The organism is Rhodococcus sp. H-CA8f (assembly GCF_002501585.1).
GTDB classification, from domain to species: Bacteria; Actinomycetota; Actinomycetes; order Mycobacteriales; family Mycobacteriaceae; genus Rhodococcus_F; species Rhodococcus_F erythropolis.
Window position 1 is genome coordinate 58,332 of the sequence record NZ_CP023720.1, and the last position, 24,828, is coordinate 83,159.

A 24,828-nucleotide genomic window follows, 5' to 3' on the forward strand; every position below is an offset into this window, starting at 1 on the left:
GTTTTCAAGAATGCATCCGCGCCCCAGCGCTGTCAAGAGCAGTGCTCTCTTTTGTTGATACTGCTCTCGGTCATGGGGCAAGATGGACTCATGGTTGGGACTCCCCGAGAGCGGGCGCGCGAACAGACGCTGCAGGACATCACCCGGATCGGGCGCGAGCATCTTGCTGCCGTCGGCGCCGCCGCGTTGTCCTTGAGGGCCGTCGCGCGTGATCTGGGAGTCGTGTCCTCAGCGGTGTACCGCTACGTCGCCAGTCGCGACGAACTGCTGACCTTGCTGGTGGTGGACGGGTACACGGAACTGGGCGCGGAAGTGGACTCCGCCGTGAATGCCGTTGCAGCAGAAGATTTTCGCGGACAGTTCATTGCTCTCGGACGTGCCGTCCGGAGTTGGGCGATCCGGGAGCCGGCTCGATACGGTCTGCTGTTCGGCAGCCCCGTCCCCGGTTACGACGCTCCGGGCGAGCAGACCACCGGCCCTGGCACCCTCGTCGTGACCCGGCTGATCGGGATCATCGACGCCGCCCATCGCGCGGGTGCACTCACGGTGCGAGAGGGCCCGGACCTGAGTGACACGCTGGCAACGGACCTCGAGGGAGTGCGGAAAGAACTGGGCACCGAACTGCCGCCGGATGCCGCGGTGCGCGCAACTCTCGTCTGGGTATCGCTGTTCGGTTCGGTGAACTTCGAGGTGTTCGGGCAGTACGGAAGCGATACGTTCACCGATGCGAGTGAGATTTTCGAGCGGCATCTGGCACTACTTGCCGATGTGGCGGGTCTGACCTGAACACGCCTGTGTCTCGTTCCTCCGCACGCAGTTGTCGGTGAGATGATGTCTTTGTGGCGCACGCAGAAGAACCCGAGGATCGAATGGCCTGGATAGAACCGGAGGTTCGTCCGGGCAGTTTGTTGGTGTCGTCGACCGACCTCACGGAACCCGCATTTCGCCGCACCGTCATCTACATGATCGAGCACAACGACGCCGGGAGCCTTGGCGTCATCCTCAATCGGCCGAGTGAGACGGCCGTGCAGAACGTGTTGCCGCAGTGGTCACCGCTGACCGCGCATCCTTCCGCCCTGTACATCGGTGGACCCGTCAAGCGTGACTCCGCGCTCTGCCTGGGTATCGCTCGCAACGGTGCACGGATCGACGGCGTCGCCGGCCTGCGGCGGGTGGACGGCAAAGTTGTCATGGTGGATCTGGACTCGGACCCGGAGGTCATCGCTCCTCTGGTCGAAGGGATCCGCATTTTTGCCGGTTACTCGGGTTGGACTCTGGGGCAGCTGGATTCGGAACTCGAGCGTGAAGACTGGATGGTGATCAGCTCACTGCCGTCCGATGTGCTGACGCCGCCCCGAGTCGATGTTTGGGCACGAGTGCTACGACGCCAACCGCTCCCCGTGGCAATGCTGGCCAGCCATCCCATCGAAGTGGAACGAAACTGATCTGTCGGAGGTCGATGATATTCCTGTGTCATCGTTTTCGAGAGAGGTGGCAGCAATGATCGCTGAGCGTCAGATCCAGTGCGCGGATTGTGTTTCGGATGTCGATCACTGCCACGATTCTTTGCTGCGACATGCCGACGGATCACTCGAATGCACCGGGGTGAACTGCGTCGACCTGGCATCGAGTCGCCATGCGTTGTCCATCGATTGTGCTGAACTGCAGGGCGGTTGTGGCTGCGTCGACGCGACCCGAGGCGAGTTGCTCGCTAGCTGACGCTCACCGGATCCCGATTCGCGAAGCGTTGCGCCATCGCAGCACAGACGATCAGTTGGATCTGATGGAAGATCATCAGCGGCAACACGATCAGGCCGACGGGCTGGCCCGCGAACAGTACAGCCGCCATCGGTAGGCCTGTCGCCAAGGACTTCTTCGACCCGCAGAAGATGATGACGATCTGATCGGGAAGGTCGAACCCGAGCTTGCGCCCCGCGAGAGTGGTCACGCCGAGAACCAGCGCGAGGATCAGGCAGCACACGATTGTGAGGATCACGATCTGCCAGATCGTGATGGTGCTCCAGATCCCCTCTTTCATGCTCTCGCTGAAGGCGGCGAAGACAACGAGGAGGATCGATCCGCGATCGACGTACTTGGTGGGCTCGGCATACTTCTGCAGCCATCCGATCACCAGCGGGCGGATCAGCTGGCCCACGATGAACGGGATCAGCAGCTGCACGACGATGTCGAGGATCGACGAGAAGTCGACCGTCGCCTGGCCCGTTGTATTCATCAGCAGAACCACCAGCAACGGGGTGACGAAGACGCCGATCAGGTTGGAGAACGACGCACTGACAATCGCGCCGGCGACGTTTCCCTTTGCGATCGAAGTGAACGCGATCGACGACTGAACCGTCGACGGAACGAGGCACATGTAGAGGATGCCGGTGTAGAGCTCGTCGCTGATCAGGGTCGGCGACAGGAATCGCAGCGCAAGGCCGATGAGCGGGAAGAGCACAAACGTCGCGGCAAGGACGACAGTGTGCAGTCGCCAGTGCTTGACGCCCTTCCAGGCTTCCTGCGGCGAGAGCCGTGCACCGTAGAGCAGGAACAGGAAGCCGATGGCGATCTTGGTGGCCCAGTTCAGAATGCTCTCCGCGGTACCCGATACCGGGAACACACTTCCGAGCACGCCGGCGATGATGATGCCGAGGATGAACCCGTCGATGTAGAACCTACTGAGAAACTTCACCTGGCTAAGGATAACGGCGTGCGTCGACGGGCTCTCGAGCCCCACGAAGGTTGAAGCCCATCACGGCCAGGCACAGCAGCGTCCCGACGATCGACAGTTCGATGATGGCCGTCTGCATTCCCTGGATGGTGATGGCGATACCCGCGATGATCGACGGGATCGCCAGTCCCGCGTAGCTGACGGTGAAGAATGCCGCCAGAACTCCGCCGTGGCTCTCGCGGGCGTGGATTCGGGCGGCGGCGTTGACGCGTTTCATGCCGCCGGCAAACGCCAGACCGTGCCCGGCGCCGACCACCACGGTGATGACGCCCAGCAGCGCAAGGCTGGGGACGAGGTCGACCACGAGTAGGCCGATCATTCCTAGAGCGAGGATTCCCAGGCCGGCGGTGACGGACGTCCGCGGGTCCATACGACTCCCGCCGAGCTGCGCGATCACCGAGCAGATCATGACCAGTGCAGCTGCTCCGCCGCCGAGTAGGAGGTTGTCGATGTTCAGCAGGCTGGTCATCCACGACGGGACCACCGACTGGAAGAGTCCGACTGCGCCCCACGACAGCGCGACGGCGAGCGAGCTGAGCCAGAACGTCTCTCGGATGGTGGCGGGAACATGCGGCATCTGGAAGAACCGCTTCGGGCGTGTGATGTCCCCGATCCGCGGCAGTAGCAGCAACACGATCAGTGCCGGGATGAACGCGACGAGGAAGATCAGATACGGCAACCGCAGCGGTTGCGGAAGGTACTGGGCGATCGCACCGGACACGAGTGGTCCGAGTGCACCACCCAACGCGCCCGTCACCGTCGATACGAGCGCTGCCCGTCGGTGATCGAAATTCGGTTCCTGCTCCACCAACGCGGCGCTGCCCGCCGCACTGGCCGCGCCCACCGCGATTCCCTGAGCAACGCGTCCGACGAACAACCACACCGTCGCGTCGGCGAATGCCAGAACGAGTGTGCCGACGACGCTCAGCGCGAGTGCAGTCAGAAGCACGGTGCGTCGGCCGAGGGCGTCGGACAGCGGTCCGAAGAACAGCAACGCCGGAACGAGGCCGGCGACGTAGACGCCGTAGATGAGCGTCTGGATGGTTGGCGTGAATCCGAACTCGGTCCGGTACAGCCCGTAGACGGAGGTGGGCATGTTCGCGCCCAGAAGGATCACGGTGAGGACGTAGCCCACGCCGTAGAAGTGTCGATTGGTGCGGCGTGTGCGTACTTCGGTGGCGACAGCTGTGGCGGACGTGGGAAGCCCCTCCTGATGACAGAGTTCGAAAATACATGGGTCGTCCTACGTATCGTAGGTGAGTGGAATGATCGTCGCGAATGCTGTGAGGATGAGTAGATGACCGTTGTTCGCAAGGAGTCCGCGTACGAGCAATCCCTCGATTGGATGCGCGCGCAGATCTCCGACGGCGCCTGGACCGTCGGGAACCGTGTTCCCACCGAGCCGGAACTGATGAGTGTTCTCGGCGTCGGCCGGAACACCGTGCGCGAAGCGATCAAGACACTGACGTCGACGGGAGTCCTGGAGATCCGTCGCGGATCAGGGACCTTCGTTCGGGCACGGACCGACATCGGCGGACTGCTCGGCAAACACGCGTCCGTCGACGAGATGAAATACGTCTTCGAAGTGCGTCGTGCGCTCGAGATGGAAGCGGTCCGGTTGGCGTGTGAGCGTCGTAGCGACGACGACGTTCGGATACTTCGTGAGCTGGCCGCCAAGCGTGACGTCCCGGCTGAGAACTTCGTCGACGTCGATCTTGCGTTTCACATTGCCGTCGTCGATGCCGCTCACAATCCAGTTCTGACCGATCTGTTTGCCGGAATCCTCGAAACGGTCCGCGCCACCTACGAGGTGACCGAAGGCGTTCATCCGCCGTCGCTGACGTCCTCGCATCATCAGGGAGTTGCCGAAGCCATTGCCGAACGCGATGTCACCAAAGCCAGGGCGGCGGCATGCGGGTATCTCGAGAAGACTCAGGAAGCGATCGGTTCAGGTTCGGCGGTTACCGAGTCCGGGCGTCGGCCAATCGGTTGAGGGACCCGGCGATGTCTTCGGCCTTCGGTGTCGTGATCGTGAGGCGGTCGCCACCGGCGAACGTGACGACCACCGCTGGCCCGGTGCGGGTGACGACGCCGTAGTTACGACGACCCTTGGTCTTGAGTCCCCAGCCGCCGAAGTCCGCGAACGGTTTGATCTCCGCGACGTCGGCTCCGACAACTTCGTCGATGCCGTAGGTCATCGCAGCCATCCCCATGTTGATGACCCGAATTTCCCGTTCGTCGACGATCACCCGGAAGCGAACCAGGCTGACGACGAGCAGTCCGAGTGCCCCGAAGATGAACAGCGGCCAGAGTGACCGCATCGCCAACGCCATGATGACTCCGGGCGCCAGAGTGATCGCAGTGAGGATCACCGAGCCTTTGGTGCTGAATCCGACGTCGTCGGAGATGGGGAGAGGGCAGCTGCTTCGCGGCAACCCGGCCGAGGGTTCGATCGTGGCAAGAGTGCGGACGCGGTAGTCACGCAGGAACGAGGCGCCGATCCACCCCAGCACCCCGCCGACTGCAAAGCCGACACCGATAGACCACAGCGGGAGTGACGTCGTGGACGGATCGGCGACATCGAGTTGGGTGTAGAGCAAAGCGAAGTTCACTGTCGTGATGAGCCCGACCACGCTCAGCCCGACAACCAACATGAAGCGACGCATCATCAACATCGCGGGTGCAAGAGCGGCAATCGCGCTGAGACCGCCACCGAAGAGCAGTGTCAAAAGTGCAATGGTCCATGCGTTGGCCGACGGGGTGGAGAAGCCGTCCGGCGAGGTGGTGGTCCAGTGAGTCGCGATCTGTTCCGGGAGGCGAGGCTCCCAAATTTTTGTCAGGACGAAGCCGAAGGCCGCACACAACAGCGGAACCACTAGTCCGAATACGACCCCGGCCGGGTCGACCACGCGATGTTTCACGTGAATCAATGAGCCGGCTGGCAAGCATCCTTGAGCGCGCAGGCACCGCAGGAAGCGGTACCGCAAGCGGCAGCGTTCGCCTTGGCCTCGGGGGTCTCCGCCACCGGCTCGTCTGCGGCAGGCTCGGAGTGGCCGCCGCAGTTGCAGTCGTTACCGCATCCGCTCTGCTGTGGGAGCGCGGCGGCCGCGCGGGTGCCGATGCCTCCACCGAAACCGGCAGTGAGGACGGCGACGACGACGGCGATGATCGCGACCGCGACGCCGAAGACTCCGCCGATGGTCAGTGCTGCGACTCCGCCGATGACCAACATTCCAGCGGCCGCGAGCATGGTCGGACCGGCCACCTTGTTGGCGAGGGCGAACGACTCCTCGCTCCGCAGGGAATCCTCGGTGCGGACACCGGCCCAGCGGTTGCGCGGGAGTTTGCCGATCAGACCGGCGACACCAACTCCACCGACGGCGACAGCGAGCACGAATAGCACCACAGCGACAACGATCACCCATACAGGATAGGCGCGAGTGGAGTTGATGGTATGCCCGGGTCGCACAGGCTCTACCCTGGTTATCGGTATTTCCGTCAGCCAAGTAGATAGCGACCACAGTGACCGAGTCTCCGCAGTCCCCCGATTCACCAGCCGACGCAACTCCGCAGCACCGCTACACCGCGGAGCTCGCCGGCCAGATCGAGCAGCACTGGCAGGACCGCTGGAGTGAGGACGGCACGTTCAACGCGCCCAATCCGGTCGGTCCGCTCTCCTCGCCCGACGGTGTTCCCGCCGACAAGCTCTTCGTTCAGGACATGTTCCCGTACCCCTCGGGTTCGGGCCTGCACGTCGGTCACCCGCTCGGATACATCGCTACGGACGTCTTCGCACGCTTCCATCGCATGCAGGGGCGCAATGTCCTGCACACCCTCGGCTACGACGCGTTCGGTCTCCCCGCCGAGCAGTACGCCGTGCAGACGGGTACCCACCCGCGGACGACCACCGAGTCCAACATCGCCAACATGAAGCGCCAGCTGCGACGCCTGGGTCTGGGGCACGACGAGCGTCGTAGCCTCGCGACGACGGACGTCGACTTCTACCACTGGACGCAGTGGATCTTCCTGCAGATCCACGGCGCGTGGTACGACAAGGCTGCAGGCAAGGCCCGTCGTATCTCCGAGCTGGAAGCCGAGTTCGATTCCGGTGAGCGCGCTCTGGAAGACGGACGCGAGTGGGCGTCGCTGACAGTCGCCGAGAAGGCAAAGGTCCTCGACTCGTACCGCCTTGTCTACCAGTCGGATTCGATGGTCAACTGGTGCCCCGGTTTGGGCACCGTGCTGGCCAACGAGGAAGTCACCGCCGACGGTCGTAGTGACCGCGGAAACTTCCCCGTGTTCCGTAAGCACCTTCAGCAGTGGATGATGCGCATCACCGCGTACTCCGATCGCCTGGTCGACGATCTCGAGTACCTGGATTGGCCGGACAAGGTCAAGGCCATGCAGCGCAACTGGATCGGACGCTCCTATGGCGCCGAAGTTACCTTTGTCGCAGGCCAGTACGGCGTCGATGTGTTCACGACGCGCCCCGACACGCTGTTCGGCGCCACCTATGTGACGCTGGCTCCTGAGCACGACTTGGTGGACAAGCTCGTCGCGGACGAGTGGCCCGAAGGTGTCGACGCACGCTGGACTGGCGGTGCCACGACGCCGGCGGAAGCTGTTGCTGCATACCGTAAGTCGATTGCCGCCAAGACCGACTTGGAGCGTCAGGAAAACAAGGAGAAGACGGGCGTCTTCCTCGGTTCCTACGCCGTCAATCCGGTCAACGGCCACAAGGTCCCGATCTTCATCGCCGACTACGTGCTGACGGGCTACGGCACCGGCGCGATCATGGCAGTTCCGGGACACGACCACCGTGACTGGGAGTTCGCGAACGCGTTCGGACTGGAAATTCTCGAAGTTATTGCCGGTGGCGATGTTTCGGAGGCTGCGTACTCCGGTGACGGCCCGCTGGTGAACTCCGACTACCTCGACGGTCTGGACGTGGCCGAGGCCAAGGCGACCGTCATCAGCCGCCTCGAGGAGAGCGGGCAGGGCAAAGGCACCATCCAGTACAAGCTGCGCGACTGGCTCTTCGCGCGTCAGCGTTACTGGGGCGAGCCTTTCCCGATCGTCTACGACGCGGACGGCAACGCACACGCCCTGCCGGATTCGGCTCTGCCCGTTGTGCTTCCGGAGGTCGAGGACTACGCACCCGTGTCCTTCGATCCGGATGACGCCAACTCCGAGCCCTCTCCCCCGCTGAACAAGGCGACCGACTGGGTCAACGTCGAGCTCGATCTCGGCGACGGTCTGCAGACCTACCACCGCGACACCAACGTCATGCCGCAGTGGGCTGGTAGCTCGTGGTACCAGCTGCGCTACATCGACCCCACCAACCAGGACGCCTTCTGCGACCCGCAGAACGAGGCGTACTGGACGGGTCCGCGTCCGGAACTGCACGGCCCCAACGATCCCGGTGGAGTCGACCTGTACGTCGGCGGCGTCGAGCATGCGGTGCTGCACCTGCTGTACTCGCGCTTCTGGCACAAGGTTCTGTTCGACCTGGGCTACGTGTCCTCGAGCGAGCCGTACCGTCGCCTCTACAACCAGGGCTACATCCAGGCATTCGCGTACACCGATGCCCGCGGCGTCTACGTGCCGGCAGAAGAGGTCGTCGAGCGTGACGGCAAGTTCTTCTTCGAGGGCGCCGAGGTCAACCGCGAGTACGGCAAGATGGGCAAGAGCCTCAAGAATGCCGTTGCGCCGGACGAGATCTGCGCCGAGTTCGGTGCAGACACCTTGCGTGTGTACGAGATGTCGATGGGTCCGCTGGACACCTCGCGTCCGTGGGCGACCAAGGACGTCGTCGGTGCTGCTCGATTCCTGCAGCGAGTGTGGCGCGTCGTCATCGACGAGGAGACCGGCAAGCCCCGTGTCACCGACGAAGCGCCCGGTGAGGAAACGCTGCGTGCGCTCAACAAGGCGATTTCCGGTGTCATCGAGGATTACACTGCGCTGCGCGACAACACGGCCGCTGCGAAGCTGATCGAGTACAACAACCACCTCACCAAGGCGTTCCCGGGTGGCGCGCCCCGTGCTGCCGTCGAGCCGTTGGTGTTGATGCTCGCTCCCTTGGCGCCGCACCTCGCGGAAGAGCTGTGGTCACGTCTTGGCCACACGGAATCTCTTGCACACGGCCCCTTCCCCGCTGTCGAGGAGAAGTGGCTCGTCGAGGACACCGTCGAGTACCCGATCCAGGTCAACGGCAAGGTTCGTAGCCGCATCAGCGTGCCGGCGGATGCCGATCGCAAGGCTGTCGAGGAGATCGCCCTGGCCGACGAGAAGATCGTCGCTCTGCTCGAGGGCAACGCACCGCGCAAGGTGATCGTTGTGCCGGGCAAGATGGTGAACATAGTTCTGTAGGCGCTTCGCGCACGTGCGCCGTTTTGGTAGTTACCGCTACCGAAACGGCGCACAGTCGTATCTGGGGCTGTATCCGGGGTGCCAATCAGTCGTTGTCCTGATTGTCCCGCTCCGCGGAACATTCTGTAGCGCGCGTTCGACGCGAGGGCTGTGATGCAGGTAACACGTTGCCGAGAACGGTAGCTGTCGTTCCACTGCACTTCCCCGCAAGGCCCCGGCCGACGGTATTCGGCAGGGGGTCAATCGAATTCGCAGGTGTCCCGAAAGGATTCTTCAGCCATGGCGTCTCATGTCCACAGCGACGGTTCGTCTCCCAGTCTGCCCGAATCGACATCGATACCGGAGCGGTGGACTCCGCGACTGGTGTTCTCGCTGGCGTCGATCGTTCTTCTTCTCGAAATGCTCGCGGTGAGCTACATGATGATTTCCACGGCGCTGCCCGCCATCTCGGTGCATTATCAAACGACGCAGGGAGCTTGGCTGCTCACGTCGTTCCTGCTGCTCGGGGCGGTCGCGTCTCCGCTGCTCGGCAAGCTCGCGGACATGTACGGCAAGCGAAAAGTCCTGCTCTTTGCGGTCGCCGGCGCAGCGGTCGGATCCTTCATTTCGGCGATTGCGCCGAGCTATGCCGTCTTGATTCTGGGCCGGTCCCTGACTGGTCTGCTCGTTCCCTGCCTCTTCCTGAGCTACTCCCTCATTCGAGATGTCTTTCCGCCGAAAACCGTTGCGCTGGCTGTCAGTATTGCAACCTCCGGCATGGGCCTGATCGCTATTCCGGCGCCGTTCCTCACCGGTTGGTTGATCGACAACCACGGGTTCCGGAGCATCTTCTGGTTCTTCGTCATCGGTTTGGTTCTGCTCGGCGGCATGATCTTCGCTTCGACAGCGGAATCAGCTGTGCGGCTGCGTTCTTCGCTGGATCTGATCGGCGCGGTACTACTCGGATCGGGCATCGCCGGAATTCTGATCGGCGTCAGCTTCGGACCGACCTGGGGCTGGAAGAACGGCTCGACACTGGCCTATCTGATCGGCGGCATCGCACTGCTGGTGGCGTGGGTTGCCTCTGCCCGAGCCATCCGTGAGCCCTTGATCGACCTGCGCTACTTCGGCAAGCGTTCGGTGATGCTCACCGCCGTCGGTGCCGGGTTCTGCTACGGCGCGTCGGGAGTCTTCACGATTTTGCTGCCGATGATGGTGATGACGCCGGCAGTTCTCGGCCTGGGATACGGATTCGGCGTCACGGCAGAAGGATTCGCGATCTTCCAGGCGCCTCTTGGCGGCATGGTGGTGGTCGGCGGCTTGATCGTGGGCTTCCTGGTCGGCCGCAACATTCGACCCCGCCTGCTGATGATCATCGGAATGATCCTCATGGCAGTCGGATTCACCTTGACGGCCACCATTCACGACAACAAGCCGCTGCTCATCATCTTTGCCGGAATCTTCGGTGTCGGTATGGGTATGGGCTACGCCTCCATTCCGAACCTGCTCATCGAGGCAGTGCCGCCGCAGTTGCAGGCAACCACGGCGAGCATGGTCGCGGTCTTCCAGAGCATCTTCCCCGCTGTGCTTCCCGTCATCGCCTTCACGGTCTTGAACTCGCACATCGCGATGGCGATGGAGGGCGCTGTGTTCTACACCGATGAGGGCATGCGCATTGCGTTCCTGATCGGTGCTGCTGCAGCAGTTCTCGGTGCGATCGCAGCCGTGTTCCTGCCGCGAAACATCGTCCAGATCGGCGCAGAAGACGGCGCGGCGCAGGAGACGTCCCTCCTACCTGCTCACTGAGGCCTTCGGTTCCTGTGCGCCGTTTCGGTATTCCCACTACCAATCGGCGCACAGGGAGGATCCTTGCTATGTTGGGTCTCGCACGGGGGTGCTCGACAGCATAAGTGGGGGGTTCGTGGTGTTGCAGGTCGATATCGATGCGCTTCGTTCATTTGCAAAGGCTCTCCATTCTATTGCCTCGCAGATAGATCAGATCGGCATAGCGTCGTCCGTCCGCATGCCGGTCTCGGGTACCGAGGTCGCGTCGGCCGATGTCAGCGGAAAGATACTCGACGCCTACGCGTTGTTGGGTGCCCAGATTGGCGAAATGGGTGGAAACGCAGATTCGAGTGCATCTGGCTACGAAGCAGTCGAAACGGCATTCCGAGACCAATTGAAGAAGTACGACAGCGGTGTGCAGTGATCACGATTTCGCAGGTATCGAGTTGGCAACCCGAAACCATGATCGAGTACGGAAATTCTGTGATCGTTGCCAATGACACGTTCGCTCAACACATTGCGGACTTTGGGCGTCGGGGAGACGATCTGACGACCCATTGGCGAGGCGACGGTGGTTCGGCGGCATCCATCCGGGCAATCACAGACCGACTTTCCGCCAGCCATGTCGAATCGGCGGTGACTGCGATCGCCGAAGTGTATTCAAGTTTCGGAAAGCAACTGTCGCAGACGAAGGAAGCGCTTGCCTCGGTCGTAGACGACGCGGTCGCCGGAGCTGCGATGAGTGTCACCGACGACGGATACGTACATGCCCCTGAGGTTTCGGGTGGAAACACGGTCGCTGTGGCGATCCTTCAAGGCACGCTCAACGGAAAAGCTGCCTGGTTTCAGCAGCGAATCCAGGAGCTTCTGATTCGAGCGTCGGACGACGACGGTCGAGCAGCCTCGGCAATTCGGGAGGCCGTTGCCGAGCTGGATCTACTTCGACGAGATCCCAACGGCGGCAGGCTGAGTCAGCAGGTCAGTGACATCGTCCGCGGTGTGACCCAGTTGTCCGGTGAACCGGGTGTAGTGCATGAACTGTGGGAGAACCTCTCGCCTGCCGAGAAGGACGCGCTCTTCGACTGGGATCATTCAATCGGTAATCGTGACGGCATACCGCAGATCGATCGAGATCACTACAACCGAGCGCATCTCCAGGAGCTGCGTGACGCAGCCCGACAACGGCTCGATCTGTTGATGTCTGCGCATGGCGCCGTCAGCGACGAAAAATCCTGGTCGAAGCAGATCGATACGATTCGTGCCGAGATCGCAGGTTATGACAATGTCAACGCGCAATTGTCCGCAGGTTCCGAGCAGCCACGATTACTCTCCCTGATCGACGGCAACGGGCATGCAGTGATTGCGCTCGAGAATCCAGACGTGGCCGATACGGTATCCACGTTCGTACCGGGTACCGGTGCAAATCTCGGGGACGTCGCGACGGGAGTCTCGCGTGCCGAAGCAATGCGGGATGCTGCGGTCGCGGCCGATCCGTACAAGGTTCATTCAGTTGTTGCGTGGTACGGGTACGACGCCCCGCAGAGTGTTACCTCCGATGCGACCAAGTCTGTTTTCGCGGAGGACGCTGCGCCCAAGTTGGATCGTTTCCAGGAGGGGCTGCGGACGACTCACGAGGGTCAGCCGTCGTTGAACACCATGATCGGCCATAGTTACGGAACTACAGTCATCGGTCATGCCGCAAGCGGTGAACACACACTCGACGCCGATCGAGTGGTGTTGGTTGGTAGTCCGGGAATTGGTGTGGACAAGGCGTCGGAGCTGAATCTGACCGGTGTTTCTCCGCAAGAGGCTTCCGATCACGTGTACTCGACTACTGCCAAGAATGATCCGATTCGCCTTACTCCCAACTTTATTCACGGTCCACAACCGGTATCGCATTACGGGTGGGGGCATTCTTTTGATTCCGACGGGGTGTCAGGGCCGTGGTATACGTTGGGGTGGAACGTAGATTCGCACGGTGGGTACTGGGACCCTGGGAATGCCGGGCTGAAAACGATGGGGCAGATCATTGCCGGTGTTGAGGTGGGCGATGAGTGATCGTGTGAAAATGCTTGCAGTCTGCCTCGGAACGTTGATTGCATTGGCCGGCTGCGCGAAGGAACTTGACATCGACGGGAGAGCCGATATGGCCGGCGTATCAGTGAATAGTAGTTTGACCGAACATCTTGCGCGCCAAGCTATTATCGGATATTTGAGCGACACTTTGACTCGGACTCCGAAAAATGTGGCGTTGTCTCGTCAGCATCCACAAGCATCCAGCGGGCTATTCGGCAATGGAACTGTTCTACCTTGCATCGACGACGACACGATCGAGAACAGGCCACTGAACGTCATCGTCAAGTACTGGATTGTCGGTATTCCGGGGGGCAAGTCGACCGAATACTTCGGCATCTTTGTCCGTGCCTGGCAGGACCTCGGATTCAAGACGTTGGTAGCCGAAGGAGGGCTCCGATCCGTGAGCGCTCGCTCATCCGACGACTATGCATTCGACCTCTCTGAAAATACCAAGGGAGATTTCATCATCAGTGTCTCGTCTCCGTGTTTCCCGGCGGGTACCGTCGGTGGCGATCCCTTCCCTCTCGATATTGCCAATCCGAATACGTGAAAGGTAAACCCTTTGACAGCAAATAGTTTCGACGATATCGGCGTGAAGGTTCGGCGAGCGCAGGAGGCTCTCGACCGGGTGGTCGGGCGGGCGTCGGATCGGGCAGTCGAAGTCGAGGTCGATGCCAAAGGCCACCTTGGCCGGCTGAGATTGACAGACGCGGCGTTGGCGGCGGGCCCCGACCTCCTTGCCGACCGGATTGTCCAGATGTACACAGCGGCTGTTCGGGATGCTCGTCCGCAAGTCGATGCCGCATTGGCGGAAGTCACTTCTGACCCTCAGATGTCTGCGATCACGAGTTTCGTCGATCAGGTCACGCCTGCCGGTGAGGCGCCGACACCGGTAGCGCCTACCTCTGAGCACGATCCGCCGGCGTGGGGCGATTCGCCGCTTCTCAGGCCTGCTATGACTAGTCGCCCTCGTGCGCAGTTTTGGTAGTTCCCACTACCAAAACGGCGCACAGGGCGGAGCGCTAGGTTATCCTCAGAATTAGAACCTGTTCTAACTACGAGGGGTAGACCATGGCACCGTCCGCAGAGGTAATCCGCAAGACCGTCGACGCCTACATCGAGACAGTTGCCACGGGCACTGCCGCCCAGGTTGTGGCCCTGTATGCCGAGGGTGCAACCGTTGAAGACCCGGTTGGTACCGACGTGCGCACCACCCGCGAGTCCATTCTCGAGTTCTACTCCGTGATCGAGAATTTCGACCAGGAAGCTCACCTTCAGACCCTCCGCATCGCCGGAAACGAAGCGGCATTCCACTTCTCGCTGATCACCAAGCTCGGCGAGCAGACCCTGACCATCGCACCCATCGACGTCATGACCTTCGACGACGAGGGAAAGATCCTGTCGATGCGTGCATTCTGGAACCAGGAAGACATGATCACCGCCTGACATGACGGTCAAGACGATCGATGTCGACGGATTCCGTTGGCAGATTGACGATTCCGGTTCTGGGACAGCTGTGGTTATGTGTCACGGCTTTCCCGGCCTCGGGTACAGCTACCGGCATCAGTCGGCAGCGTTGACGGAAGCGGGTTTTCGGGCGATCGCACTCGACATGCCCGGTTACGGCGGCACTACCCGCCCCGAAGCGGTCGAGGACTACACCAACGATGCCGTCGCGAACCGGCTGATCGACCTACTCGACGCTCTCGGAATCGACAAAGCGGTGTTCGTCGGCCACGATTTCGGCGCGCCCGTCGCGTGGACCACCGCTCTGCGCCATCCCGATCGTGTTGCGGGGCTTGTCTCGTTGGCGGTCCCCTATGCGCCCGACAGGTTCCCCGCAAAACCCTCGACCATCTACGCCGCGATGGCGCGCAAGCATTTTCTGCACATTCACTATTTCCAGGAACCGGGTGTCGCGGAGCGCGAACTCGACGCCCGTCCACGTGAGTTTCTTCAGCGGCTCTTCCATGCCCTCTCCGGGGCTTACCGGTACCTCGACGTCTGGAAGAACCCGTCCGAAGGAAACGGCTACCTCGACGTACTGCCCGAGGCGCCTGCATTGCCGTGGTCGTGGCTCACCGAGGACGATCTGGATGTTTATGTAAAGGCCTTTACTGCAACGGGTTTCACAGGTGGTTTGAACTGGTACCGGGCGTACGACGCCAATTGGGAACGCAGTGCGGATTTGGACGGCGCGCACGTGAACGTCCCGACGCTCTTCGTCGCGGGCGCCGAGGATCCGGTCATCGCGATGAGCGGCCCCAAGGCATTGGACCGCATGAAGGACACCGTCCCCGACCTGCGGGGTGTGCACCTTCTCGGCGGCGCGGGGCACTTCGTACAGCAGGAACGTGCTACCGAGGTCAATGAACTTTTGATCTCTTTCCTTCGGTCGCTCTAGGCGAAATCGGGCCGAAGGTCTAGCGTTGCGCAGATGCGCACCAGGATCTTCGATCGCGGTATTCGGGTAGGTATCACCGGTGCTCTTGTTGCCGGTTCGCTTCTGGCTCTGGGTGTGTCCGGTGCCGCGGCCGCGCCGCCCTGCCCTGGCTCGTCCCCCGCAATCCTCAGCGCCCAGATTCCGGGCGCGGCCCTCGAGGGTGTCACCGTGGACGCTCAGGGTCGCCTGTACACGACAGATCTGGTGAGTGGTCGAATCTTCCGCGTCGACGCGCCTGGTCAGGCCGCAGTTCCGATCGCGACGGTTCCCGGCGGTGCGGGCGCACTCGCGTGGGGTCCGGACGGTTCACTGCTGGTGGGAACCGGAGCAAACGCCGGCGTGCTGATCGGTGATCTGACGCGTGCTGCGTCGGTCGCGCGGGTGGACGTGAACTCGGGTGCCGTGACGCCGATCGCCGGTGGTCTGAGCGCTGCAAACGGCCTCGCCGTCGCGCACGACGGAACGATCTATGCCACCAACGATTTCGGTTCGTTGATCGGTAAGGTCAGCCCAGGCGGTGCCGTCGACCCGGCGTGGGCGACTTTCCCGAGTGCAAACGGCGCAGCCCTGAGCGCCGATAATCGCTGGCTCTACGTCTCGCGCACGTTCGCAAACCCGGGTGTCAGCCGCATCTCCGTCGACAATCCAGGGTATTCGGAATCGTTGGTCGATCTCGGCGGTCTCGAAACCTTCTCTGCTCCAGATGGTTTGACCCTGGACTCGCGAGATCGCGCAATCGTTCCCACGGACATCAGTGGTGAGGTGTGGCGGATCGACGGACCCGGCCAGTACTGCTCGCTCACCAGCGGACTGCAGGCGTCGAGTGTGTTGACCTACGGGCGTGGCAATTCCGGTTTCGCGGCCGGGCATCTCTACCGCGCTGGGTTCGACGGAAAGATCTTCGAGATTCCGGCTGGCTTCGACGCGGGCGCCCAGGCCGCGACACCGTAACGCGACACCTTCACTCGTCTTACCCACTACTGATGCCGGGACTGCCGGAATCGTCCATACTGGTCTGCATGGCGGAAACGAGTGAGATCGACGAGGCCGAAGTGGCCCTTCCCGCGATACCGCAGCCGTTGCTGACCCCGCTCACCGAAGCTGCGATCTTCCTGGTTTTCACCATCGACGAGGGTGGTGAGCAGGCAGTTCACGACGTTCTGGCCGATATTTCCGGACTGCAACGCTCGATCGGATTCCGGGTTCCCGCCGGTGGCTTGGCCGCCGTCGTCGGCATCGGTTCGGATGCGTGGGACCGTCTGTTCGAGGGTCCACGGCCGGCAGAATTGCATCCTTTTGTCGAGTTGACCGGTGACAAACACCACGCTCCCCGCACACCGGGCGATCTGTTGTTCCACATCCGGGCCCGTCAGATGGACCTGTGCTTCGAGTTCGCCACGGTTGTGACCAACAGGTTGGCCGGCGCCGCGTCGGTGATCGACGAGGTCCACGGGTTCAAGTACTTCGAACAACGCGACCTCATGGGTTTTGTCGACGGCACCGAGAACCCGTCCGGGCAGGCCGCCTACGTCGCGGTCACCGTCGGTGACGAGGATCCGGACTTCGCAGGCAGCAGTTACGTCATCGTCCAGAAGTACCTCCACGACATGTCGAAGTGGAACTCACTGCCCGTCGAGGAGCAGGAGAACGTCATCGGACGCTCCAAGCTCGAAGACCTCGAGATGGACGACGACACGAAACCGGCCAACTCGCACACCGCACTCACCGTCATCGAAGACGAATCCGGTGATCAGATCCAGATTCTGCGCGACAACATGCCGTTCGGACACGTCGGCTCCGCTGAAATGGGAACCTACTTCATCGGTTACTCGGCGTCGCCGACGGTCACCGAGCAGATGCTGACCAACATGTTCATCGGGAATCCCGTCGGCAACTACGACCGCATTCTCGATTTCTCGACCGCCGTCACCGGAATCAATTTCTTCGTTCCGACGGCGGACTTTCTCGACGACCCCCCGGACGCGCCGACCAGGCTCGTTCCCGAAGCGACGTTCACAGCGCCCATCTCTGACGGTTCTCTCGGAATCGGCAGCCTCAAAAGGAGTGCCCAGCAATGACAAACCTGCACCGCGACCTAGCACCCATTTCGGCAGCAGCCTGGGCCGAGATCGAAGAAGAGGCGAGCCGTACCTTCAAGCGCCACGTCGCCGGTCGTCGTGTGGTGGACGTGGAGGGCCCGTCGGGTGACGATCTCGCGGCCATCCCGCTCGGACATCAGGTGCCGATCAATCCCTTGGCCGACGGCGTCATCGCACATGCTCGTCAGTCCCAGCCGATCATCGAACTGCGGGTCCCGTTCACCGTCAGCCGTCAGGCCATCGACGACGTCGAGCGCGGCGCCAAGGACTCCGACTGGCAGCCGGTCAAGGACGCCGCCAAGCAGATCGCGTTCGCCGAGGACCGTGCCATCTTCGAGGGATACCCCGCAGCCAGCATTACCGGCGTGCGGGCGAGCGGTTCCAACCCGGAATTGAAGCTGCCCATCGATGCCAAGGATTACCCGGAGGCCATCAGCCAGGCGATCACGTCGCTGCGACTGGCCGGTGTCAACGGACCGTACTCATTGCTCCTGAACGCCGACGCGTTCACCGCGATCAACGAGACCTCCGATCACGGCTACCCCATCCGCGAGCACCTGCGACGCGTTCTCGACGGCGAGATCATCTGGGCCCCGGCCATCGACGGCGCTTTCCTGCTGTCGACGCGTGGTGGTGACTACGAACTGCATCTGGGCCAGGACCTGTCCATCGGTTACCTCTCGCACGATGCGAACTCCGTCGAGCTGTACTTCCAGGAATCGATGACGTTCCTCATGTACACCAGCGAAGCCGTTGTCTCACTTGCGTAAGAGCCTTCGAAACCTCTGATGCCAGGGCGAGCGAGGCAGTTCGCCGATGTCCTGGAGGTGGGCGACAAAAGCCTGGGCGTCCGCGTGCGAAGACGTCTTCGGCCGTCCGTCGGCCCACGCTGTGAACAACCGAAGATAGCGATCGCCGAGAGTGTGGCGCACGACCGGAAGGTGGTGCGCCACTTCTCCTGCGCGCTTTCGGAGCAGTGCCGTCGAGACAACGGCAGCATCGTCTTTGTCGAAGCCTTCGGGTAGTTCGCCACCCGCCACCAGAGCGCGAATAAGCGCTTCTTGACGCTCACCGAGCGTGCTCATGTGCGTGACCAATCGGTGCCCGCGGTGATGCGATCCAGACCCGCTGCGTCGGCGATGGCATCGAGCTCGTCGAGCAATTCCAGTGCCGGCGGATAGTTTCCGTCGCGCTCGAGCATGATCGCGGGATGGTGACCGGCGGCGGTGAACTGCGCAAGGAGTTCCAGCACGGCTTCGGGCACAGGATCGGTATGCGTGTCGTGGTATTTGCCGTCGCTGATGCTGCCACCGGCGATGTGGCAGTATGCGATTCGCTCGAGTGGTAGCCGGATCAGCTCGGCCCAGGGATCACGCCCTCGGTTGAGGGCATTGGCATAGACGTTCGCGATGTCGAGAACCAGCAGAGCCCCGGTGCGGTCGACGATCTCCGAGAGAAACTCCCCTTCGGTCAACTCGTCGTCGGGCCAGTCGAAAAGGGCGGCAACGTTTTCGACGGCAAACGGCACCGGTAGACCGTCCTGAGTCCGGGTGATGTTGCGTACCAAGGCGTCGACGGCTTCGTAGGTGCGTGGTAGTGGGAGCAGGTGCCCGGCCTCGATGCCGCCCGCCCGCACGAATGCGATGTGCTCGCTCGCCAAGGGGGCGTCCAGTAGCTGGGCTGTATGCGCAAGGTGATCGACCCGAGCCTGATCTACCGCCTCGGCCCCGCCAAGGGAGAGCGAGATTCCGTGCGGGATCACCGGAACTCCCAGCGAACCGAGGTGCGGCGGTATCTCGGTTCCGATGGATTCGGCAATGACTTCGCAGAATGCCAGGCCGTCTAGCTGCGCGATGATTCCGGATACCTCGGGACGCCAACCGATTCCCAGGCCGTACAGGGTCATTCGAGTCACCTCCCATGTGCAACTGCTAACGGCGACTATAGACGGATCAGCCGGGCAACCAGTTGGGTCCCGGACCGTTGCCTTCTTCGAAGATCAGCCACGTTTTGGTCGAGAGAACCCCGTCGAGTCCCTGGAGTTCTTCGAGAACGGTGTGGCGTAGTTCCTGGTTGTCCGGGGCTCGAACCAGCACCAGAACGTCGAAGTCGCCGCCGAGGAGGGAGAAGTGCTCGACAAACGGCAGTGCCTTCAACGACGCAGCCAGACCTCGCCACGAGTGCTGCCTGATCGAGAGCGCCACGTACGCCGAGGAGCCGAGTCCGGCCTTCTCATGGGCGATCCGCGTCGTGAATCCGGTGATGATTCCGGCGTCCTCGAGCCTTTCGATGCGGACGTAGGCGTGAGCGCGAGATATGTGCGCCTTCTCGGCCAGTGCACGCATGGAGATGCGACTGTCTGCGACCAGTTCGGCGATGATGCGGCGGTCGATCGCATCGAGAGCGTGCGGTTCGGTGGCCATCTGTCCATTCCTGCTTCGGTAGTCGAGTCGGTTGATGGACATATTGCTGCCCGAATCCTCATGATAGGCCGTTTGTCTTGAATCTTCGACGCCTTCTGCCATTACGTCGCCGAAGTGCGAATACTGATGGACACAACGTCTTCTGGAGGTAGAAGTGACTCTTGTCGAGCCCTTGGGGGAACTGCGGTATCAAAAGTTCCTGCCGGCCGATTCCGCGGTGCAGTACCTCGACCCTGCTGGAGAACTGACGCGCAGCGAGGCCCGCTACGCAAAACCGAGCGACGATCGCCTGATCGAGATGTATCGAAAGATGTTCCTGGGCAGACGTTTCGACCAGCAGGCGACGGCGCTGACCAAACAGGGGCGCTTGGCCGTGTATCCGTCCTCGCGAGGGCAGGAGGCATGCCAGATCGCGGCAGCGATGAGTCTGGAGCCGAGTGACTGGCTCTTCCCCACCTATCGGGATTCGATGGCGTTGGCTGCTCGGGGTGTCGATCCGGTGCAGATTCTGAGCATGCTTGCCGGCGACTGGCACTGCGGGTACGACCCGGTAGCGCTGCGCAGTGCGCCGCAGTGCACCCCGCTGGCAACGCAATTGCTGCATGCAGCGGGGGTGGCCTACGGGGAGTCCCGACGGGGCCTGAACACCGTCGCGCTGGCGCTCTGCGGCGACGGGGCCACCAGTGAGGGTGATTTCCACGAAGCGCTGAACTTCGCCGCCGTCTTCAAGGCGCCGGTCGTCTTTCTGGTGCAGAACAACGGATTTGCGATCAGCGTGCCGTTGTCACGTCAAAGCGCAGCACCGACGTTAGCGCACAAGGGTGTCGGCTACGGGATCGGCAGCGAGCAGGTCGACGGCAACGATCCTGTTGCGATGATGGCCGTCATGGACGAGGCGGCGCGCTTCGTCCGCAGCGGAAACGGACCGGTGATCGTCGAGGCACACACCTATCGCATCGACGCACACACCAACGCCGACGACGCCACCCGCTACCGCGACAGCGCCGAGGTGGAAAGCTGGCTAGGGCGAGACCCGTTGCCGCGTCTCGAAAAGTATCTGCGCGCACACGATCTGATCGACGACGCGTTCGTGGAATCACTGACCGCAGAGGCAGAAACCGAGGCCGCCACACTTCGCGCCGGCATGAACGTCGACCGCCCGCACGATCCGCTCGATCTGTTCCGGTACGTCTTCGCCGAGCAGACACCGCAATTGCGTGAGCAACAAGCCCAACTCGAAACCGAACTTGCCGCCGAAGCCGCTGACACAGGGGGACACTGACCATGCCCATGCTCACGATGGCTCAGGCCCTCAACACCGCGCTACGGGACTCTCTGGCTGCGGACGACAACGTTGTCGTCTTCGGTGAGGACGTCGGCACCCTGGGCGGCGTTTTCCGCGTCACCGACGGCCTCACCCGCGACTTCGGCGACGACCGATGCTTCGACACTCCCCTCGCCGAGTCCGGCATCATCGGATTCGCAATCGGCATGGCCATGGCTGGTTTTCGTCCGGTCGTGGAAATGCAGTTCGACGCGTTTGCCTATCCGGCATTCGAGCAGATCGCCTCCCACGTCGCAAAGATCCGCAACCGTACCAAGGGTGCACTGTCGATTCCGATAGTCATCCGTGTTCCTTTTGCCGGCGGTATCGGCGGGGTGGAGCATCACTGTGATTCCAGCGAGGGCTACTACGCACACACGCCCGGCCTGAAGGTCGTGGCGCCATCCACGGTGGAAGATGCGTACTCACTGCTACGTTCGGCGATCGAGGACCCCGACCCGGTCATCTTCCTCGAACCCAAGAAGCTGTACTTCTCGCGAGCCGACGTCGAACTGACCGCACGTGGGCCGATCGGTCGCGCCGTCGTCCGGCGCCCCGGTCGTGACGCGACGCTCATTGCCTACGGCCCGTCCGTGGAGGTTGCACTGAAGTCCGCCGAGGCCGCCGCGGCCGAGGGCCGCGACATCGAGGTGATCGACATCCGCTCGATAGTGCCGTTCGACGACGAGACGGTCACCGCGTCGGTGCGAAAGACCGGACGCTGCATCGTCATCCAGGAAGCGCAGGGCTTTGCCGGTGTTGCTGCGGAAATTGCTGCTCGCGTGCAGGAGCGATGCTTCCACCATCTCCACGCTCCGGTGCTCAGGGTCAGCGGATTCGACATCCCCTACCCCGCGCCGAAGCTCGAGCGTCACCACCTGCCCAGCGTCGACCGGGTCCTGGACGCCGTCGACCGTCTGCAGTGGAACGACGCCCCGGACACCCGTTGGGCGGTGACGGCATGAGCAATCAGGTATTCATGCTCCCCGACCTGGGTGAAGGTCTGGCCGAGGCCGATATCGCGGAGTGGCACGTCAAGGTCGGCGACGTGGTCACCATCGATCAGATCGTCGTCGAGGTCGAGACTGCGAAAGCTGCTGTGGACGTGCCTATCCCGTTCGCCGGGACCGTCGTCGAATTACATGGCAAGGACGGCGACACCTTGAAGGTGGGCACGCCGTTGATCACTGTGAGTGGTGGCGAGAGTGTCGACGCGGTCGTTTCGGCCAACCACGAGCGTTACCGTGAAGAGGAACGCGCGGGTTCGGGCAATGTCCTGATCGGCTACGGCACCAGCGAGGATGCACCGAGACGCCGACGTCGGACTCCTTCGGCGGTACGCGTGATCTCACCAATCGTTCGTAAACTGGCCTTTGACAACGATATCGACCTCTCCTTGCTCTCCGGATCCGGTGCCGGCGGGGTGATAACGCGCGCTGACGTCGAGGCCGGGTCGAACACCGGCCCGGAGACGGAAACGTCGCACGTGAGCGACCAACGCATCCCGATCAAGGGGCTTCGCAAGGTGGTGGCCGACAAGCTGTCCACCAGCCGCCGTGAGATCCCTGACGCGACAACCTGGGTCGACGTCGACGCCACCGAACTGTTGGCGGCGCGAGCCGAGATCAACAAGTCACTGCCCGATTCCGACAAGATCAGCCTGATGGCGCTGCTGGCTCGACTGACCACCGCGGCGTTGGCGCAGTACCCCGAACTGAACTCGTCGGTCGATACTGCTCGAGGCGAGATCGTTCGACACGCCCGCATCCACCTGGGAATCGCCGCACAGACACCGAAGGGATTGATGGTGCCGGTCATTCGCAATGCCGATGCCCTGAGCACTGTCGAACTCGCACAAGCACTTCGGGTGACCACCGACCTTGCGCGCGACGGCAAACTCGAACCCGCCCGCCTGACCGGCGGCACGTTCACGCTCAACAACTACGGGGTATTCGGGGTTGACGGATCGACTCCGATCATCAATCACCCCGAGGCGGCAATTCTGGGGATCGGGCGCATCATCGACAAGCCGTGGGTGGTGAACGGCGAGTTGACCGTCCGTAAGGTCACTCAGATCTCGTTGAGCTTCGACCACCGCGTCTGTGACGGAGGCGAAGCCGGCGGATTCCTGAGGCTGTTCGGTGACTACATCGAGAACCCGATCCGCGTCCTGGGAAGGCTCTGATGACCAAGGCTCCGATGATCAAGGCTCCGATGACAACTGCAGAACCCCACAGCGAAGTCCTTGTCCTCGGTGGAGGATCGGGCGGCTATGCCTGCGCCATCCGCGCCGCCCAACTCGGATTGTCGGTCACGCTGATCGAGGCGGACAAGGTCGGCGGAACGTGCCTGCACCGCGGATGCATCCCGACCAAGGCGCTGCTGCATTCCGCCGAGGTCGCCGATTCGGCACGCACCAGTGAGCAATTCGGAGTCCGAGCATCTTTTGACGGCATCGACATCGCGCAGGTGCACGACTACAAAAACGGGACAGTCGAGCGGCTGTACAGCGGTCTGCAAGGTTTGTTGGCGCAACACAAGATCACTATCGTCAACGGATACGGAACGTACGTCGGTGGGCGAAGCATCGACGTCGACGGAAACCGCTATACCGGAACATCACTCGTACTGGCCACCGGATCGTATCCGCGGGAACTGCCCGGCATCGAACTCGGCCGCCGGATCCTCACCAGTGACCAGGCGCTCGAACTCGACCGGGTGCCCACCAGCGCGACAGTGCTCGGTGGCGGTGTCATCGGCGTCGAGTTCGCGAGCCTCTGGCGCTCGTTCGGCGCCGAAGTCACGATCGTCGAGGCACTCCCGCGACTGATCGCCGCGGAGGACCCGTGGTCGTCGAAGCAGCTGGAGCGGGCTTACCGGAAACGCGGAATCGTCTGTAAGACAGACACAAAGATCGTTTCCGCGAAAGAAGCAGCCGATTCGGTCCGCGTCGAACTAGGCGACGGAACGATATCCGATACCGAACTACTGTTGGTCGCCGTCGGCCGCGGACCCCGCACGGGCGGTAACGGTTTCGAAGAAAACGGAATCAGCCTCGACAAGGGTTTTGTCGTTACCGACGAACGCCTCCGTACGTCCGTGGACGGTGTGTACGCGGTCGGCGACATCGTGCCCGGTCTTGCGTTGGCGCACCGAGGTTTCCAACAAGGGATCTTTGTGGCTGAACAGATCGCCGGGAAGGATCCGATACCGGTCGCCGAACACTTGATTCCTCGCGTGACGTACTCACATCCCGAAGTTGCATCAGTCGGACTCGGCGAAGAGGCGGCGCGCAAGCAGTACGGTGACGTCTCCACCGTCGTCTACGACCTGTCGGGTAACGGCAAGAGTCAGATCCTGCGAACCACCGGGGGAATCAAAGTGATTCGCAGCGGAACCAGAGGTCCCGTCGTCGGCGTCCACCTGGTAGGCGACCGGGTTGGTGAACTGATCGGTGAGGCGCAGTTGGCCGTCGCCTGGGAAGCACTTCCCGATGAAGTGGGGCGTTTCATCCACGCGCACCCCAGCCAGAACGAGGCGTTGGGCGAGGCCATGCTCGCACTCGCGGGAACACCACTGCACGCGCACCGCTGAACCAT

Annotated in this window: 26 protein-coding genes; 19 read left to right on the plus strand and 7 right to left on the minus strand. The window is 62.3% G+C overall.

Annotated elements, in window-relative coordinates:
• Positions 1 to 90 precede the first annotated feature (90 nt).
• The 3 genes from CPI83_RS00265 to CPI83_RS00275 are packed head-to-tail and all read left to right on the plus strand — an operon-like array spanning position 91 to position 1,719.
• Positions 91 to 786: a TetR/AcrR family transcriptional regulator gene (locus CPI83_RS00265; RefSeq protein WP_042953485.1), complete on the plus strand. Its 696-nt coding sequence runs from the start codon at positions 91 to 93 to the stop codon at positions 784 to 786.
• A 53-nt stretch (positions 787 to 839) separates the two neighbouring features.
• Positions 840 to 1,445 carry a YqgE/AlgH family protein gene (locus CPI83_RS00270; RefSeq protein WP_021342282.1) on the plus strand — a complete coding sequence of 202 codons (606 nt, stop codon included), beginning with the start codon at positions 840 to 842 and terminating at the stop codon, positions 1,443 to 1,445.
• 55 nt (positions 1,446 to 1,500) lie between these two features.
• Positions 1,501 to 1,719, plus strand: a complete 219-nt coding sequence (locus CPI83_RS00275; protein WP_019746182.1) for a hypothetical protein — start codon at positions 1,501 to 1,503, stop codon at positions 1,717 to 1,719.
• Here CPI83_RS00275 and CPI83_RS00280 read toward each other — a convergent pair.
• Positions 1,712 to 2,692 (minus strand): bile acid:sodium symporter family protein, encoded by a 981-nt coding sequence (locus tag CPI83_RS00280; RefSeq protein WP_003942582.1) that lies wholly within the window; start codon positions 2,690 to 2,692, stop codon positions 1,712 to 1,714. The genes CPI83_RS00275 and CPI83_RS00280 overlap by 8 nt on opposite strands.
• Before the next feature lie 4 nt (positions 2,693 to 2,696).
• Positions 2,697 to 3,866, minus strand: coding sequence for an MFS transporter (locus CPI83_RS00285; RefSeq protein ID WP_019746181.1), 1,170 nt, complete (start codon positions 3,864 to 3,866; stop codon positions 2,697 to 2,699).
• A gap of 162 nt (positions 3,867 to 4,028) precedes the next feature.
• Between CPI83_RS00285 and CPI83_RS00290 the strand changes: the two genes are divergently transcribed.
• Positions 4,029 to 4,724, plus strand: a complete 696-nt coding sequence (locus CPI83_RS00290) for a FadR/GntR family transcriptional regulator (protein WP_020909842.1) — start codon at positions 4,029 to 4,031, stop codon at positions 4,722 to 4,724.
• On the opposite strand, the gene CPI83_RS00295 is transcribed toward CPI83_RS00290, so the two are convergent.
• Positions 4,693 to 5,652 (minus strand): DUF1648 domain-containing protein, encoded by a 960-nt coding sequence (locus CPI83_RS00295; protein WP_232816823.1) that lies wholly within the window; start codon positions 5,650 to 5,652, stop codon positions 4,693 to 4,695. The genes CPI83_RS00290 and CPI83_RS00295 overlap by 32 nt on opposite strands.
• Positions 5,653 to 5,657: 5 nt before the next feature.
• Positions 5,658 to 6,152 carry an SdpI family protein gene (locus CPI83_RS00300; protein ID WP_024487923.1) on the minus strand — a complete coding sequence of 165 codons (495 nt, stop codon included), beginning with the start codon at positions 6,150 to 6,152 and terminating at the stop codon, positions 5,658 to 5,660.
• 101 nt (positions 6,153 to 6,253) lie between these two features.
• Between CPI83_RS00300 and leuS the strand changes: the two genes are divergently transcribed.
• From leuS to CPI83_RS00355, 11 genes are all read left to right on the plus strand, one after another.
• Positions 6,254 to 9,100, plus strand: a complete 2,847-nt coding sequence (gene leuS / locus CPI83_RS00305) for a leucine--tRNA ligase (RefSeq protein ID WP_097386597.1) — start codon at positions 6,254 to 6,256, stop codon at positions 9,098 to 9,100.
• Between the two features lie 279 nt (positions 9,101 to 9,379).
• A complete protein-coding gene (locus tag CPI83_RS00310; RefSeq protein ID WP_097386598.1) occupies positions 9,380 to 10,885 on the plus strand; it encodes an MFS transporter in 1,506 nt (501 codons plus the stop codon).
• A gap of 118 nt (positions 10,886 to 11,003) precedes the next feature.
• Entirely contained in the window at positions 11,004 to 11,288 is a 285-nt protein-coding gene (locus CPI83_RS00315) for a hypothetical protein (RefSeq protein WP_157920606.1), read from the plus strand.
• Positions 11,285 to 12,922: an alpha/beta hydrolase gene (locus tag CPI83_RS00320; RefSeq protein WP_097386599.1), complete on the plus strand. Its 1,638-nt coding sequence runs from the start codon at positions 11,285 to 11,287 to the stop codon at positions 12,920 to 12,922. Before CPI83_RS00315 ends, CPI83_RS00320 begins: the two co-directional genes overlap by 4 nt.
• Entirely contained in the window at positions 12,915 to 13,490 is a 576-nt protein-coding gene (locus tag CPI83_RS00325; RefSeq protein ID WP_097386600.1) for a hypothetical protein, read from the plus strand. The genes CPI83_RS00320 and CPI83_RS00325 overlap by 8 nt, the downstream gene beginning before the upstream one ends.
• Positions 13,491 to 13,502: 12 nt before the next feature.
• Positions 13,503 to 13,928, plus strand: a complete 426-nt coding sequence (locus CPI83_RS00330; RefSeq protein WP_097386601.1) for a YbaB/EbfC family nucleoid-associated protein — start codon at positions 13,503 to 13,505, stop codon at positions 13,926 to 13,928.
• An 83-nt stretch (positions 13,929 to 14,011) separates the two neighbouring features.
• Complete coding sequence (locus CPI83_RS00335) at positions 14,012 to 14,386, plus strand: nuclear transport factor 2 family protein (protein WP_021332592.1); 375 nt, start codon at positions 14,012 to 14,014, stop codon at positions 14,384 to 14,386.
• 1 nt (position 14,387) lies between these two features.
• Positions 14,388 to 15,344, plus strand: coding sequence for an alpha/beta hydrolase (locus CPI83_RS00340; protein ID WP_097386602.1), 957 nt, complete (start codon positions 14,388 to 14,390; stop codon positions 15,342 to 15,344).
• A gap of 33 nt (positions 15,345 to 15,377) precedes the next feature.
• Entirely contained in the window at positions 15,378 to 16,334 is a 957-nt protein-coding gene (locus tag CPI83_RS00345; RefSeq protein WP_097386603.1) for an SMP-30/gluconolactonase/LRE family protein, read from the plus strand.
• A 68-nt stretch (positions 16,335 to 16,402) separates the two neighbouring features.
• Positions 16,403 to 17,461, plus strand: a complete 1,059-nt coding sequence (locus CPI83_RS00350; RefSeq protein WP_097388099.1) for a Dyp-type peroxidase — start codon at positions 16,403 to 16,405, stop codon at positions 17,459 to 17,461.
• Positions 17,458 to 18,252: a family 1 encapsulin nanocompartment shell protein gene (locus CPI83_RS00355; protein ID WP_003942478.1), complete on the plus strand. Its 795-nt coding sequence runs from the start codon at positions 17,458 to 17,460 to the stop codon at positions 18,250 to 18,252. Before CPI83_RS00350 ends, CPI83_RS00355 begins: the two co-directional genes overlap by 4 nt.
• Here the strand turns inward: CPI83_RS00355 and CPI83_RS00360 are convergent.
• The 3 genes from CPI83_RS00360 to CPI83_RS00370 are packed head-to-tail and all read right to left on the minus strand — an operon-like array spanning position 18,241 to position 19,905.
• The gene (locus tag CPI83_RS00360) at positions 18,241 to 18,567 is read right to left on the minus strand and encodes a hypothetical protein (RefSeq protein ID WP_019746170.1); all 327 of its coding nucleotides are present in this window, start codon (positions 18,565 to 18,567) and stop codon (positions 18,241 to 18,243) included. The two genes, CPI83_RS00355 and CPI83_RS00360, sit on opposite strands and share 12 nt — an antisense overlap.
• On the minus strand, positions 18,564 to 19,388 hold the full coding sequence (locus CPI83_RS00365; RefSeq protein WP_097386604.1) for a DUF692 domain-containing protein: 825 nt from the start codon (positions 19,386 to 19,388) through the stop codon (positions 18,564 to 18,566). Before CPI83_RS00365 ends, CPI83_RS00360 begins: the two co-directional genes overlap by 4 nt.
• 46 nt (positions 19,389 to 19,434) lie before the next feature.
• Entirely contained in the window at positions 19,435 to 19,905 is a 471-nt protein-coding gene (locus CPI83_RS00370) for an Lrp/AsnC family transcriptional regulator (protein WP_020971454.1), read from the minus strand.
• A gap of 154 nt (positions 19,906 to 20,059) precedes the next feature.
• On the opposite strand from CPI83_RS00370, the gene pdhA reads away from it, so the two are divergent.
• From pdhA to lpdA, 4 genes are read left to right on the plus strand one after another with little or no spacing between them, the layout of a single operon-like run.
• Positions 20,060 to 21,187 carry a pyruvate dehydrogenase (acetyl-transferring) E1 component subunit alpha gene (gene pdhA / locus CPI83_RS00375; protein WP_097386605.1) on the plus strand — a complete coding sequence of 376 codons (1,128 nt, stop codon included), beginning with the start codon at positions 20,060 to 20,062 and terminating at the stop codon, positions 21,185 to 21,187.
• 2 nt (positions 21,188 to 21,189) lie between these two features.
• On the plus strand, positions 21,190 to 22,194 hold the full coding sequence (locus CPI83_RS00380; RefSeq protein ID WP_097386606.1) for an alpha-ketoacid dehydrogenase subunit beta: 1,005 nt from the start codon (positions 21,190 to 21,192) through the stop codon (positions 22,192 to 22,194).
• Positions 22,191 to 23,414, plus strand: coding sequence for a dihydrolipoamide acetyltransferase family protein (locus tag CPI83_RS00385; protein WP_097386607.1), 1,224 nt, complete (start codon positions 22,191 to 22,193; stop codon positions 23,412 to 23,414). The genes CPI83_RS00380 and CPI83_RS00385 overlap by 4 nt, the downstream gene beginning before the upstream one ends.
• Complete coding sequence (gene lpdA, locus CPI83_RS00390) at positions 23,414 to 24,823, plus strand: dihydrolipoyl dehydrogenase (protein ID WP_198586330.1); 1,410 nt, start codon at positions 23,414 to 23,416, stop codon at positions 24,821 to 24,823. The genes CPI83_RS00385 and lpdA overlap by 1 nt, the downstream gene beginning before the upstream one ends.
• The last annotated feature ends 5 nt before the right edge of the window (positions 24,824 to 24,828 follow it).

Bases quoted from the DNA above. Each gene is read 5' to 3' on its own strand.
- lpdA (WP_198586330.1), top strand. From the start codon at position 23,414: ATGACCAAGGCTCCGATGATCAAGGCTCCGATGACAACTGCAGAACCC.
- CPI83_RS00350 (WP_097388099.1), top strand. From the start codon at position 16,403: ATGGCGGAAACGAGTGAGATCGACGAGGCCGAAGTGGCCCTTCCCGCG.
- CPI83_RS00380 (WP_097386606.1), top strand. From the start codon at position 21,190: ATGCCCATGCTCACGATGGCTCAGGCCCTCAACACCGCGCTACGGGAC.
- CPI83_RS00355 (WP_003942478.1), top strand. From the start codon at position 17,458: ATGACAAACCTGCACCGCGACCTAGCACCCATTTCGGCAGCAGCCTGG.
- CPI83_RS00385 (WP_097386607.1), top strand. From the start codon at position 22,191: ATGAGCAATCAGGTATTCATGCTCCCCGACCTGGGTGAAGGTCTGGCC.
- CPI83_RS00275 (WP_019746182.1), top strand. From the start codon at position 1,501: ATGATCGCTGAGCGTCAGATCCAGTGCGCGGATTGTGTTTCGGATGTC.
- CPI83_RS00265 (WP_042953485.1), top strand. From the start codon at position 91: ATGGTTGGGACTCCCCGAGAGCGGGCGCGCGAACAGACGCTGCAGGAC.
- CPI83_RS00345 (WP_097386603.1), top strand. From the start codon at position 15,378: ATGCGCACCAGGATCTTCGATCGCGGTATTCGGGTAGGTATCACCGGT.
- CPI83_RS00370 (WP_020971454.1), bottom strand. From the start codon at position 19,905: ATGGCCACCGAACCGCACGCTCTCGATGCGATCGACCGCCGCATCATC.
- CPI83_RS00340 (WP_097386602.1), top strand. From the start codon at position 14,388: ATGACGGTCAAGACGATCGATGTCGACGGATTCCGTTGGCAGATTGAC.
- CPI83_RS00290 (WP_020909842.1), top strand. From the start codon at position 4,029: ATGACCGTTGTTCGCAAGGAGTCCGCGTACGAGCAATCCCTCGATTGG.
- CPI83_RS00325 (WP_097386600.1), top strand. From the start codon at position 12,915: ATGAGTGATCGTGTGAAAATGCTTGCAGTCTGCCTCGGAACGTTGATT.
- CPI83_RS00335 (WP_021332592.1), top strand. From the start codon at position 14,012: ATGGCACCGTCCGCAGAGGTAATCCGCAAGACCGTCGACGCCTACATC.
- CPI83_RS00310 (WP_097386598.1), top strand. From the start codon at position 9,380: ATGGCGTCTCATGTCCACAGCGACGGTTCGTCTCCCAGTCTGCCCGAA.
- CPI83_RS00365 (WP_097386604.1), bottom strand. From the start codon at position 19,388: ATGACCCTGTACGGCCTGGGAATCGGTTGGCGTCCCGAGGTATCCGGA.
- CPI83_RS00360 (WP_019746170.1), bottom strand. From the start codon at position 18,567: ATGAGCACGCTCGGTGAGCGTCAAGAAGCGCTTATTCGCGCTCTGGTG.